This window comes from Psychrobacter sp. YGAH215 (genome assembly GCF_007280595.1).
GTDB classification, from domain to species: domain Bacteria; phylum Pseudomonadota; class Gammaproteobacteria; order Pseudomonadales; family Moraxellaceae; genus Psychrobacter; species Psychrobacter faecalis.
In genome coordinates, this window is record NZ_VKLR01000008.1 from 137,379 (window position 1) to 150,570 (window position 13,192).

Annotated in this window: 10 protein-coding genes; 5 read left to right on the forward strand and 5 right to left on the reverse strand. The window is 42.3% G+C overall.

What is annotated here, in order from left to right; all coding sequences use genetic code 11:
* Positions 1–447: 447 nt before the first annotated feature.
* Positions 448–2,532 carry a hypothetical protein gene (locus FOR85_RS04900; protein WP_144296963.1) on the forward strand — a complete coding sequence of 695 codons (2,085 nt, stop codon included), beginning with the start codon at positions 448–450 and terminating at the stop codon, positions 2,530–2,532.
* 120 nt (positions 2,533–2,652) lie between these two features.
* On the forward strand, positions 2,653–4,461 hold the full coding sequence (locus FOR85_RS04905; RefSeq protein WP_144296964.1) for a hypothetical protein: 1,809 nt from the start codon (positions 2,653–2,655) through the stop codon (positions 4,459–4,461).
* A 172-nt stretch (positions 4,462–4,633) separates the two neighbouring features.
* Here the strand turns inward: FOR85_RS04905 and FOR85_RS04910 are convergent, their stop codons facing one another.
* Positions 4,634–5,185, reverse strand: a complete 552-nt coding sequence (locus tag FOR85_RS04910; protein WP_144296965.1) for a Spy/CpxP family protein refolding chaperone — start codon at positions 5,183–5,185, stop codon at positions 4,634–4,636.
* 306 nt (positions 5,186–5,491) lie between these two features.
* Between FOR85_RS04910 and FOR85_RS04915 the strand changes: the two genes are divergently transcribed.
* Positions 5,492–6,193, forward strand: coding sequence for a response regulator transcription factor (locus tag FOR85_RS04915; protein ID WP_144296966.1), 702 nt, complete (start codon positions 5,492–5,494; stop codon positions 6,191–6,193).
* A gap of 14 nt (positions 6,194–6,207) precedes the next feature.
* On the forward strand, positions 6,208–7,746 hold the full coding sequence (locus FOR85_RS04920) for a cell wall metabolism sensor histidine kinase WalK (RefSeq protein ID WP_223808509.1): 1,539 nt from the start codon (positions 6,208–6,210) through the stop codon (positions 7,744–7,746).
* A 48-nt stretch (positions 7,747–7,794) separates the two neighbouring features.
* On the opposite strand, the gene FOR85_RS04925 is transcribed toward FOR85_RS04920, so the two are convergent.
* On the reverse strand, positions 7,795–8,658 hold the full coding sequence (locus tag FOR85_RS04925; protein ID WP_144296968.1) for a universal stress protein: 864 nt from the start codon (positions 8,656–8,658) through the stop codon (positions 7,795–7,797).
* A gap of 870 nt (positions 8,659–9,528) precedes the next feature.
* Here FOR85_RS04925 and FOR85_RS04930 point away from each other — a divergent pair.
* Positions 9,529–11,076: an acetyl-CoA hydrolase/transferase family protein gene (locus FOR85_RS04930; RefSeq protein WP_144296969.1), complete on the forward strand. Its 1,548-nt coding sequence runs from the start codon at positions 9,529–9,531 to the stop codon at positions 11,074–11,076.
* A 171-nt stretch (positions 11,077–11,247) separates the two neighbouring features.
* Here the strand turns inward: FOR85_RS04930 and FOR85_RS04935 are convergent, their stop codons facing one another.
* The 3 genes from FOR85_RS04935 to FOR85_RS04945 form a co-directional block, all read right to left on the reverse strand.
* Positions 11,248–12,042: an SCO family protein gene (locus FOR85_RS04935; RefSeq protein WP_190295498.1), complete on the reverse strand. Its 795-nt coding sequence runs from the start codon at positions 12,040–12,042 to the stop codon at positions 11,248–11,250.
* Between the two features lie 100 nt (positions 12,043–12,142).
* Positions 12,143–13,069, reverse strand: a complete 927-nt coding sequence (locus tag FOR85_RS04940) for a formylglycine-generating enzyme family protein (protein WP_223808510.1) — start codon at positions 13,067–13,069, stop codon at positions 12,143–12,145.
* Positions 13,066–13,192 (reverse strand): transposase (locus tag FOR85_RS04945; protein WP_144296971.1); only part of this gene is annotated, 127 nt, incomplete at its 5' end. The genes FOR85_RS04945 and FOR85_RS04940, both read right to left, overlap by 4 nt.

Genomic DNA, 13,192 nt, shown 5'->3' on the forward strand with positions numbered 1-13,192 from the left:
TCTTATTGTGCTTGCTATTCATGAAATACACAAATTGCTTCAACTAAAAATAATGCAAATATTCATCATTGTATGACAACGAAAATTTGTTATGAGCTTTACTTTAGCAAAATCTCTAGAGGTTATTATGAATAAACCAATCGTCAAATTTTAGATTGTACCAAAGGCTTAGACATTATTAATGAAAACTATAAAGCGAATATTTGCTTGTGGTAAAGACCCTTGTATACAGAAAGAGCATATTTGATGGCGATTTTTTAATTTTTGCAATAACAACAATGCATTAGCTTTTAGAGAATTGAGAGCGCTTCAATATTTATCTAAGCAGCTTATCATTTTTGCTGAAAATAATTCCTTTGCGTTACTAATCTGTAATATATTGTGTTATAAATAGCAGCCTTAATACTGCCTTCACAATTGTTTATCAGCTTGGATAAAGGGATTTTTATGTCACCGCTTAGCTCTTCTAAACGCACCTTGCCGCCTCATTTTCAAAGCTTGGTAGCTCAATCATTCACAAATTATAAAAGGTCTTCTACTAAGTTTGCTGTCTGTGTGCTTTATACGCTTACTGCTGCAAGTGCCACCGTGACGTTAATGGGTTGTCAAACGACGACAGGCTTATCATCACAGTCCAATTTATCCATGACAGGCATAGATTTTAGTATTGCTGATACTCAGCAAAACCAAACTCAGGGCAAAATGTTTAATAGCAAATTGGATAAGAATGCTGAACGTTATCAGCGTTTATTTGACCAAACTAAAAGCCCAAACCCAGAAGTGCAAGCTAAGGCACGTCTACTGAGCGCTATTCGTCAGCATTTAGCGACGGAGCACGTGTCAGTATCGCAGGCTAATTATCATTCAACTCCCTATATTAAAGCCGATAGTATTGACGCTGGCTCAAGCAGTTTTTTTAGAACATTGCTCGAGCTGTATCTTTATAACAGTGCTACTGATGAAGATATTAATGAGTATGAAAATCTAGCAGAAGCAGATGAGGCGGCGGTCGAAGAAGACATTGACGGCTATAATGATATTGAGGATAACGATCAGGTTTATAGTGGCGATTCTGCCTTTGAAGCGGTGGCTGCCGCCGTCGCTGCGCGCACTGCCGAAGAAGAGCGTCATTACGATGAGTATGGCTATGATCAAAATGGCTATGATGAGGAAGGTTATGATCAAAACGGCTACGACGAATATGGCTATGATAGTGAAGGTTATGATGAATATGGTCACGATAAGTATGGTTACGATACAGAGGGCTATGACGAGAATGGCTACAATGAATACGGCAATCAGAGAGATGATAGTCCATACGAAAGCGACGCTGGTGGTTTGTTATCTAATTTAAGTCGCGTCAAATCAAAAGATTGGTTACGTAACTATGAAGACATGCAAGCCAGTAAAACGGCAAAGGGTATTCAAGATGAAAACGCTGTTCGTGCTTATCCGGGGTTAATAACCAATCTTATCAATATGTTTATCCGTACCCCTGAACAAGTTCAGGCAATGAATGCCTACCATTATCAATACCTGACTCTCAATAGCGTCAGTCATTATAAGCCCAAACAAAAGCAGCTACAGAGTGTCTACAGCTACGACTATGTTGCGCCGACCATCCATTCATCGATTCAACTACCGCTTGCTCTTGATTTTAACAAAGGGGCAGCGACGATCGATCCATCGGCATTGATGCCTATCTTGGCGCTAGCCAATCCTGAGCATACGCCGTTACCCGAGCAAATGACTACCCATACGGTGAATTTTGGTTTACCTGAAGCGGTTACTTCTATTGCTCAAATACCGCCAAGCGTTATTTATGATGCGGTCATTAACGCCGTACAAAACAGTATGGCGGAATTAGAGCCAGAATATTTCAGTGCTGTAGATATACGGGATGATGAGTTTGCTAAAGAGGTAGGCGCTGATAGGGCGGTTAAAGTCTATTTTGGCAGTCGTCAAAGCGGCGAGATGATAGGCAAAATATTTAAAAACATCTCACGCTCGCTGCAAAAGCATATTGACCAAAACCCACAAAACTATCCTGATGATCATGTGTTGAAAGCTGCGATTGCTAAGATGGAATTATATAACAAAGGCTATCAAAGTGCAGATGTTGGCGGATTGCTACAGCTGATAGAAGCGGTGAGTCCTATTTCTTTTAATCATATTAATTACTATTATTTAGATGGCTCAGACCATTTATTGGCAAAACAGCAACGAACCAATATCGGCAGTGACTTTTTTGGTTCACAAAACACGGTCTTGAATCAGACGCGCTATGATAATGCCAGCTTTAATAAACACCCATTAGCGACATTGTTGGCACAGTCTTTTGGCGCAGAGGCACCGGTCGCTATCGATGGCAATGCTTGGCTTGCAGCACAGCGTCAGCAAAAAGAGAGGTTAGAGAAAGCACGTTATGCGCGTTATGATTATGTGGAAGCAACTGAGGCAGGAGTAACTGAGGAAAGTGTGGATTATGCTGATGATGATGCCACAGACACAGCAGAAGACACCTTGTTTTAAGCCCCTCGTTTGATGATAGGCGCTGATACGCTGATATATTTTCAGTATCCATCATCGTCGCCCAACGCTTAGCAACATATAACGGTTAGCAAAATATAACGCCTTTCAAGGATAGAGAAAATGAAAAAATTAAATGTGGCCTTATCCATTAATACAGCAAAGCAGATAAATCCCTTGTGCTCTAAATCAATGATGACGATAAGCTCTTTATTTTCTAGTGCATTGGTTTCTAGTACATTAGTTGCCAGTACATTATTGATAACGGCTTGCCAGTCTACCAATGTATCTAACAATCTTGGTCAATCAAAAAATTTACAGGCAGATAATGCGCCAAGCGTTGCAAAAAACGCATTGGCCAGCGCATTACAACAGCAGCGCCGCCAGTCTTTTGCTTATCATAGTAATATTGAGATTAGTAATGAGCATCAATTTACAGCTATCGATAGCACAAAACTGGTGGCATCAGACGATGTTAATAGCTATTGCGAAGATAATCACGATCAAGCTTATGCAGCCTTATTAACAAAGGCAGAAGCACAGAAAAAAGAGGTTGCGTCGATTGATTACGCGCCCCAGCGTGAGGCACTTAAGCAATCGTACCTAGCCTGCTCAGCAGCCTATGAAGCATGGGCTGAGGTCCACTATGATAGTACGGCTTATAGCGTTGAGGAAGCAGCGGAGGACGTGGTAGACGCGGCGGCCGAGGTCGCGGTGTCAGCATCATCTGCTATAGATTCTGCTAGCGCCGCTACCATCTCACCTTATTACCAAAAGCTATTTAATGAATATGACAGCAAAAAATCTACACTAGATATCAAAAAATCGCAATTACTGGATGCTTATCTGCTAAAGCCATTATCTATGAATGCGCAGGGTGTTTATCAGCCGCTGGCAGGCAAGTTTACCATGCTGGGTAGTGCGCAGTATTCGGCGCGTAACCATCATAGTAGTATCAATCAACCTATTTATATCGATTTTAAAACTGGTAGCCTCTATCTGTGGGCGGACAATTTTGCTTTGCTGACATCAAAGCTGGCCGATGATAAGTTGGGCACCAAATGGCAAAATAAATGGCTAAAAATAGCCCTTGATGATGGTACGTTACCGAAAGATTTTGGTCGTGCCGTAATAAAAAGCCACATTCAAGCAGAAGACAGCATCTATGTCAAAGCTGATGTGAGCCAGTTTGATTTTATTGCCCCAAATATTTTGACGTCGCTATCACCCAAATTACCTGAAAAGCAGCTAGCACCCATGCTCAATAGTGCCAAAATCATTCGCCGTGTCCAAAGTAGTGCGAGCGATGAACAGGCATATAAAGACTATATGGGCACCTTCTATAAACTCATCACTCAGCAATATCCTGAGCTGATAACCCAAAATGTTTCTGATACGCAAGATGACCTTTATCCTACGGACAGTAAAATCACCAGTAAATCGATGGTCAAACAAGTTTTAGTAAAAATGAAAGATTTTGCTGATGATAAAATGCTGAGAACACAAGAAACAGGTTTACTCGAAACACACTCACCGACTTTATCTGCAGCTGCAAATCTGCCTGTGCAAAAATTATACGGTTTTAGTAAAGGCGGTCAATTGCAATGGCAGCACAGTCGCCATTACCTATCAACCGATGCCAGTGATGAAACAAGTGGTGAGTCAAATGGTGAGTTGAGTATGGAAACCACAAAAAAGAGCAGTCTCATTGTCGATGCCCTTACGCAATATATGCCTATCCGTGCTCAAGATAAGGCGTTTCCCAACTTACCGAGTAACAGTCAGATACCAACCGCCAATAACAGCATTGATTTAAAAGAATATAGCGCTGAGCTTGGCGAGTATTATCGTCAAGGTAATGGTACCGCAATGGGCAAAATGCTCTTTAACATGCTACCAATGTATCAACAGCGTTTTGGTTCGGTAGAATAAGTGTCGGGCGCTAAATTTTAGGTTTATAGTCCATTTAAATGAGTGAAGTACTTATAGAAACAATAAAAAAACGCACCGGTTAACCGATGCGTTTTTTAGAATATATCTTTTAAATATAATATTTTTCATTAAGAGTGGCCGTCAATGACACATCTTACTGCCAGTACTGACCTTACTGCTGGTGTTTGCTGTGCATCTGACGGTTTTTTGAACCATGATGACCTTTTGCTTTTCTTTCTAATTTTAATTGCGCCATTTTTTGACGTTGTTCAGGCGTTAGCACTTGTGCGATAGCATGCTCAGTTTGCACGCGTTCAATAAAGCGCTGCTTGGTTTTTGCCGCTTGTTGATCGGCTAGGCGGTTAACTGCTGCGGCATCTAAGGTTTTGGCATTGGTCAACGTTTGCATTTGTTGTTGCATTTGCGCGCGCTCTGCTTGATATTTGCTACGGTCATTTTTGTTGCTACTGTATTTTTCTTGCATAATAGCTTTGATTTGTGCCTGCTGAGTCGCTGTCAAATCCAACTGCGCCATAGCGCCTCTCATGCCACCCTCATGCATACCACCTTTGTGCATGCCGTTTTTCATGCCAGCTTTGTGATGTTTTTGCATGTTGGTTGTTGTTGCTGGCGTCGTATCGGTGGTGGCGTTGACACTGGTACAGCCTGTAACCGTTAAGACGCTAGATATCGCGAGTACTGAGCCTATCAATAATTTTTTCATTATCATTACCTTAATAGTTACCTTAAATTATGGAGCAAACGTTAATTATTACAAAAAGAGGTTTTTTATCTGATAATTAATGATTAGCAAGTGTCCCGGATAGCCACTATGAATCATTAATTGCCATCAGTATTTGTTGCTGATAGCCGCTATCATACGACAGCTAGAAGTTGCGAACATTTATGAAATATTAAGAAAGGTAACGTTTGTGGCGCATTGATGGATGCTTGCCTGATAATATCAGCCATACTATGGCATGCTTAGAATTATTTGACTGAACAGCAATAAAGTAGAAAGGAGAGGAGGATGGCAAATATTTTATTGGGTGATGATGATGAAGAGTTGACCCAACTGCTGCAAGAGTATTTGCATAATCATGACATCCAAAGTGACTGTGTTCATGATGGCGAGGCGGTCATCGAACGCTTAAAATCAGTCATGCATGATAGTGCGCCTTATGATTTATTGGTGCTCGATATTATGATGCCAAAGATAGATGGGCTCAGTGTCCTGCGTCAGCTACCAGCGATTAGCGATATTCCAGTGATTATGTTGACGGCAAAAGGTGAGGAGATTGATCGTATTATTGGGCTGGAGCTTGGCGCGGATGATTATATTACCAAGCCTTGTAACCCACGTGAGCTGCTGGCACGTATTAACGCGGTGATTAAACGTAGCCGTATCACCGCATCGGGTGCAGCCACCTCAGAACATACCCCTTTGCCAGAGAGTCGCCTGCATTTGGACCAAAATCAGCGTATCTGTCAAATAGATGGCGTCGAGTTACAAGTCACAGGAACAGAGTTTGACTTGTTGGTGGCGTTACTTAAACAAAAAGGCGAGGTGGTCAGCAAAGCGTGGCTGTCACAACATGTCTTACAGCGTGAGTTGCAGCCGTTTGATCGCAGCCTTGATGTGCATGTGTCGCGCCTGCGTAAAAAACTGCAACCTTTTCATGACGAGCCTATCAAGGCAATTCGTGGTAAAGGTTATCAGCTGGTGCTGTAATGACGGACGCATCGATGCTTACCTCGACATTCAAGCCAAGAATCACGCTATTTTGGCGACTATTTCTCAGTCTGTTATTGACGGTACTCATCACCTCTATCATCTCTGTCATGGTAGAACGTTGGCTCAATGGCAAAGAGTTAAGTGCTCGGATGGATGTACAAATTGACAGTCTTTTACTCAAGCGCCAAGAAGTGGTTGCGGCGCTACAGGCTGGTGATTTATTAGCAATCAGGCAACTTTACCGGCAAGACCGACGGCTGATGAGTCAAGTCAGGATTTATGATGAGCAGGGCGCTATTATTTTTCCGCGCTATCGATATAGAGAAGAGCGTCAAACAAACGGTCAGGAAGTGGCGCGTGACTTGCCATCGCATCCCATTTCTGGCAATCGTAGAGTGCCTCATGATAAAAATGATAGCGCCTACGAAAAGCCCTCTTTTATTAATGCAATCCTGCATCCAGCGATGCCGAATAGAGAAGTAATCTTTGATCCTAATAATCGCCCAGAACTGGCAGATATCACCGTAGATTTGCCGGACGGGCAAACGGCCATTATACAATTGCGCCCACATTTGCGTTTTGCTGATGTCTTGGCGCTACAACGAGGGAATTTCACGGTACGTTTGCTATTGATTATCCTCTTTAGTGTGTTGGTTTGTTTTTGGCTCAGTCGTACGCTGACGCAGCGCATTGGTCAGGTGCAACATACCGTGCACCGTATGATCGATGGCGATTATCAAGCCAATCCGCAGTTATCAACATTGGGCTCTGACGAGCTAGGTTTATTGGCAAAAGATGTGGCTTTATTATCGACTCGATTGGCTGAGAGTGAGCTTGCGCGCAAGCAGATGCTCAGTGATATCTCGCATGAGCTGCGCTCGCCACTGGCGCGCCTTGATGTGGCTACTGAACTGACGCGTGACTTTGCACCCGATGCTAGCCGTTACCTTGACCGTATCGATAAAGAGTCGACACGCATGAATGAGCTGATTGAGCAAATCATTCATATTCAATCTCTGCAAATGCAGCAATATACCATCGATAATCTAGAAAATGATGCCGTAGACATGGTTGAGCTCATCACTGAGATTGGTAAAGACGTTTGTTTTGAGTTTCAGCATAAAGATGTACGCTGGCAATGGACGCCGCCAGTTGCTTTATCATCGTCATTTGATACGTCTTTGACTGTGCTTGGTAATCAAGAACAGTTGCATAGCGCCCTTGAAAATATCATTCGAAATGCTTTTATGCATACTCCTGCAGATTCGACCGTTACTGCTGAAGTCACAAAAGTAAGGCTCGATAATAAAAGAGATGCCATTCAAATTAGCATCACAGACGAGGGCGGCGGGGTAGCAGAAAAAGACTTAGAGCGTATTTTTCAGCCCTTTGTACGCCTTGATAGTGCCCGCCACAGGGAAACAGGTGGCTATGGGTTGGGATTGGCCATCGTCCATGCGGTCGTTGTCGCTCATAAAGGCCAAATTAATGTTCATAATCGCCAAGATGGTGAAGGGCTAGAGATACAGATAGTGCTGCCTATTCAATAAAAGTAAACAATATTTATTATACCTTTAAAATTATAGAATTAGGAGAAACTAGCGTACCAAAATAACAGGCGATAAAGTGCTGGCAATAATTTCTGTCGTGGTACTGCCCAAAAATAAATGCTGAAGCTTAGAGCGCCCATAAGCGCCAACGACGATGATATCGATGTTATTTTTAAATTGAAAGCTGAGTAAACCCTCAACCGCATCAAGTTCTAAGAGCTGATGGGTATCGACGCTAAAACCAGCTGCCTGTAAGTGTGCAGCCGCGTTATCAAGGCTTTTTTTAGAGGCTTCGTTATGATGACCGACCATGACGATATGACCTTGTAGGCCTTTTAATAGGTTGCTCTTTGCAAGCATGTGTATGGCATTTATCGCCGTTTTACTGCCATCAAATGCCACCATATATGACTGTGGCTCTTTAAATTTCTCTGAACAAATCAACACCGGTATGTTCGAGGCGCGGGCCACCGTTTCGATTTGACTGCCGATATTGATGCGGCTATTTTTATGGTCCTCACCGCGGCGTCCCATGACGATGGCGCGATTTTTTTCCTGAAAATGCTCAATCGCTGGCAGCAGTTTACCGCGGCGTTGATAAATGCAAACCTTCATATTTTGAAAGCCATTTTGAATATGACTTTTTGCATCTTGTACCAAGGCATTGCTGTAGTTGTTGACCACCTGCGCCCTTTGCTCATCGAGTTCCGATAACTCATCGAGCAAAAACTGGCGACTATTAATGCCAATGGCGCCAGATAGATCGCGTCTGACCGAAGCTGCGACATCGCTTACGTGCAATAAAGCTACTGAGATATCCAGTTTGCTTGCGTACCACGCGGCATAATCACATACTGAGCCAGTCACCGCTGAACCATCAATACAAGCCAAAACGTGCTCTTCCGTTATCATAATCTGTCCTTAGTTTTGCATTTATCTTTTGATAAACCGACCTTTTCATCACATTAAAAATGATCTAGTAGGGGTCATCATCTTACCTCAAATATAGTCATGGCAAGATTAAAGCGCTAGGTTTTAAATGCCTTTTTATAAATATAATTTTCTTTAATTATAGAACCAATATTTCACTAAAAAATATTGGTTCTACTAGAATTATAATTAAATATCAGGTTTTATGGCTGATAATCTTCTATTTAAAAACACGGTCACTTTTTAGAGAGTGTTAAATAAGCACACAAATTACAAACCAACTCTTAATCCCTGAAGATTTATAGTTAATAGTTATACGATTATTAAAGTAAGAAAAATAATATTTATGTTTCTTACTATCATTTTATTTAAAATAAGCGCTATCTTTTAGATGTTTGCATTTGCTAACTCATTAAAAATCAAAGATATAATTCTCTTTAACACCAAGCGCTTATCTAGGTTTCTCATAAGTTTGGCGGTTAAGCACACGCTACCCTTATTAGACTTCCACCAAGACTAAAATTAATCTTAGAGTATTTTTAAAATTTAGTTAATAGTATTTTTAATTACTGTATAGTTATTTGAGTTTTTTTAACTTTATATAGCTAAAAAGCTTCAAGTTATTGCTTTAGAAATAATCAAAAAACAAATCTCATCTCTTGTAATTTTATGAACTATTGTTAATTATTAAAAGTAGTTTTTAAGGACGTAAATTAAAATTTGAGACAAGCAACTTGTCTTTTATCCCAAAGTTGTTAATATACTCCATTGTATTTTATTGCTGTTTCGGTATCAAACGTCTCATTATTTTGAGGGTTTGGTGTTAATAGGGAAGTTACTAGGAAAAAAGGTATGAGTGCAATTAATCACGAAGAGCGCGTTCGTCACGAAGGTTTACGTGAAAAAATCATGTCTGCGGAGCAAGCAGCAACATTTATCTTGCATGATATGAATGTTGGAATGAGCGGTTTCACAGGGGCAGGCTATCCAAAAGCCGTCCCAGCTGCGTTAGCAGAGCGTATAAAAGCGGCGCAAGCTCGCGGCGAAGAATTCAAAATCGGTTTATTAACCGGCGCATCGACCGCTGCAGAATGCGACGGCGTCTTGGCTGAAGCCAATGGTATCAAGATGCGCACGCCTTATCAGTCAGAGCCTGCGCTACGTAAGCAAATCAACGCTGGTGAAACGCATTATTTTGACATGCATTTATCACACGTCGCTCAGCAAAGCACCTTTGGTTTTTATGGTGACATGCACATGGCGGTGGTTGAAGTGGCCGGTATTTTGCCAGATGGTCGCCTGATTCCATCTACCTCTATCGGTACCAATAACGCATGGTTGCACAATGCCGATCAAATTATTTTAGAAGTAAATAGCCGCCAAAGCTTAATGTTAGAAGGTATGCACGATGTTTTTGATGACATTGGTTTGCCGCCGCATCGTAAACCGATTCCGATTACCACACCGGGTGAGCGTATTGGCGAGCCGTACCTAACTTGTGATTTGGATAAAGTCGTCGCCGTGGTCTTAACCGATTCACCGGACCGCAATAGTAAGTTTGCCGATCCTGATGAGTGCTCAACCAAAATTGCCGGCTACATTATCGACTTTTTCCATGAAGAAGTGAAAAAAGGCCGCATGCCAGCCAACTTATTACCGATTCAATCTGGTGTAGGTAACGTTGCCAATGCAGTATTGGCGGGCTTACAAGCCAGTCCGTTTGAAAACTTAACTGGCTATACCGAAGTATTGCAAGACGGTATGTTAGATTTGATTATGTCAGGCAAAATGACCCAAGCGTCGGCAACGGCGATGTCATTAAGCCCAGAGGCATTAGCACGTTTTAATGCCAATATCGAAGAATTACGCAAACGTATTATTTTGCGCCCACAAGAAATCACCAACCATCCTGAAGTCTCGCGTCGTCTTGGCGTGCTTGCTATCAATGCGATGATTGAGTGTGACCTTTATGGTAATGTCAACTCAACCCACGTCATGGGTACCAATATGATGAATGGTTTGGGCGGCTCTGGCGACTTTGCGCGTAATGCCTTTACCTCAATGTTTGTCAGTCCGTCGGTTGCCAAAGGTGGTGCTATCTCATGTATCACGCCCATGGTGTCACACGTTGACCATACCGAGCATGATGTGATGATCATTGTCACTGAGCAAGGTTTGGCAGACTTACGTGGTTTATCACCCCGTCAACGCGCGCAAAAAATCATTGATAATTGCGCGCATCCAGACTATCGCCCAATGCTACAAGATTATTATGATCGTGCTGCACAGACGGCTGGCATGCAAACGCCGCATTTGCTCGATGAATCTTTATCTTGGCATCAGCGTTATGTTGAAACCGGCGATATGCGCGTCAAAAAAGGTTTGGCTTTGGCGGTTTAGGTTTCAGTGCTTAACTAAATACTTACTGAAAGGCTTAGCGCCATAATCAGCGCCGTAGCTGATGACACAATGAAAAACACCGCTTGTCTGTTAGTAGATAAGCGGTGTTTCTTTGTCTTTTAGATACAGGTAAATTTAAAAGTAAAGGTTACAAGTATGATTTTTAAATGCTTAACTATGGCTGTTTAAATACTCAATCAATGGCTCAATGCCAGAGTCGGCAACCCCAACGCCTTGGGCGACCAAACGACCGTCTTTATCTAATACAGATATCAGATTAGAGTGGTTAATATCACCATTATCGGCAAATTGATATTTGATATTTAAGGTGTTGGCAAGCATGCGGGTGCTGGCTTCATCGCTACGAATCAGGCGCCAGTTATCACCAAGATTATTATGCTCAGCAAAGTTTTTCATCACATCAACGGTATCGCGCTCCGTGTCCAAAGTCGCCAGTAAAAACTCCGTTTGCGCACGTGCTTCAGGCGTCATCTCTTTGTACATCTGTTTCATGGATTGCACCAAGATAGGGCAGGTATGCTGACAGCTGGTATAAGCCATCACCACCACTTGGTTTTTACCCTCAAGCTTATCAAGCTCAAAGGTATTGCCACGATGATCTGTCCAGTCGCCGCCTGCTTGATAAATAGAATACTCTTGCCCGAGCGCTTCTGCTGGTTCTTGGGCATTCATATCGGCATGATTCATCTGTTGATGATCCTTACCTTTCATGTCGTGATGATTATCTGTCGCGACTTTAGATTCAGAAGTAGTATCAGCTTGACTGTCTTGCGTCGTCGCCGAGTTAATCGCGTCAGGATTGCTACAGGCGAGTAAGCCAATACAGAGCCCAGTAGTCAAAGCCAGTTTGATAGCATAAGCCAGATGAGACAATGGCTGAGTTACTGTATTTTTTGGACTTGTATTTTGTAATCTTGTATTTTGCATAGTTTTTATTGTTTTCATAAGGCAATCCTTAAATACCATTAAATTCAATTGAGCATAAAAAGTAGGGCGCTGTGTTAAAAGGGTGCTAGGTTAAAGTAGAGCGCTATGTTAGGGCAAGTTAATTACTAGCACAGCGAAAACCTAAGCTGCTGACCGTGTATTTGGCTTCTAAGCTTGAGCGAAAACCATAGCGCATAAAGGCTGCATAATCACTTGGGTCGACCGCACCGGCTGCACCCGAGCCACAAAACATCTCTTGGTTTAGATTGCTGTCTGAACGTGATTCGCCGGTGACCAAGCTATTGTTAAAATTCTCTGTCCATTCCCAAATCAAACCGTGCATGTCTTTGACGCCCCAATAGTTGGCAGGGCTTTGTCCGACATCGGCAAGCTGGTCTTTATTGCCTGCCGATTTAGCATACCAATCAAGAATGCGCTGGTTGTAACCGGCCTCCAAGCTACCATTTTTATTGCTGGTAGAAGCTTGTGCGACATATTCCCACTGTTCAACAGTTGGCAAGCGCTTGTTTTGCGCACGGCAATATTGATTGGCGGCATACCATGAGACATTGACCACAGGCTTACGAAAATCCGCCTTTTTAGGCACAGAGATATCTTTGGTATTGATCCAGTGCTTTAGATAACCAGAATCGGCAAAAATAGGTGCAATGGCACGTTGGCGAAACTTTGGATTTTCTTTTATAAATTGATAAAACTGTATATTGGTGACGGGTAGCTCATCAATTTTGAATGTATCGACTGCCACCAATGGTGAATTTTTGCTCAAATATAACGGACGATAAGTGCCGGGCTGAATAGTCAGCTCTTTTGCTTGCGCTTGCGTGCTTATCAACGCAAAGTCGGTTGTGACGCTAAGAGCACTAACGACCAATAACAGTGCGAGCGGGCGAGCGGTTGTATGCACAATATTCCGAGCGTTCATATTTAGAGTGTTGTTTTTTTGAATCTCAATGCTGCGAGTGTTGCTTTTGCGAGTGTTAGTAATGTAAGTCCATAACATAACTAGGGCGTGTTGAACATTCATAATTTGAGCCAGATATAAGCACAAGCAAGAGCGACTGTATTTTCATAACTCTGCTTGAGCTTATCAAATCTGGTGGCAACCGCCCTATACTGTTTTAGTTTGGCGAAAGCATTTTCTACTAGA

Excerpts from the sequence above, each read along its gene's own strand:
- FOR85_RS04900 (WP_144296963.1), top strand. The coding sequence starts at position 448 with ATGTCACCGCTTAGCTCTTCTAAACGCACCTTGCCGCCTCATTTTCAA.
- FOR85_RS04905 (WP_144296964.1), top strand. The coding sequence starts at position 2,653 with ATGAAAAAATTAAATGTGGCCTTATCCATTAATACAGCAAAGCAGATA.
- FOR85_RS04910 (WP_144296965.1), bottom strand. The coding sequence starts at position 5,185 with ATGAAAAAATTATTGATAGGCTCAGTACTCGCGATATCTAGCGTCTTA.
- FOR85_RS04915 (WP_144296966.1), top strand. The coding sequence starts at position 5,492 with ATGGCAAATATTTTATTGGGTGATGATGATGAAGAGTTGACCCAACTG.
- FOR85_RS04920 (WP_223808509.1), top strand. The coding sequence starts at position 6,208 with ATGCTTACCTCGACATTCAAGCCAAGAATCACGCTATTTTGGCGACTA.
- FOR85_RS04925 (WP_144296968.1), bottom strand. The coding sequence starts at position 8,658 with ATGATAACGGAAGAGCACGTTTTGGCTTGTATTGATGGTTCAGCGGTG.
- FOR85_RS04930 (WP_144296969.1), top strand. The coding sequence starts at position 9,529 with ATGAGTGCAATTAATCACGAAGAGCGCGTTCGTCACGAAGGTTTACGT.
- FOR85_RS04935 (WP_190295498.1), bottom strand. The coding sequence starts at position 12,042 with ATGAAAACAATAAAAACTATGCAAAATACAAGATTACAAAATACAAGT.
- FOR85_RS04940 (WP_223808510.1), bottom strand. The coding sequence starts at position 13,069 with ATGAATGTTCAACACGCCCTAGTTATGTTATGGACTTACATTACTAAC.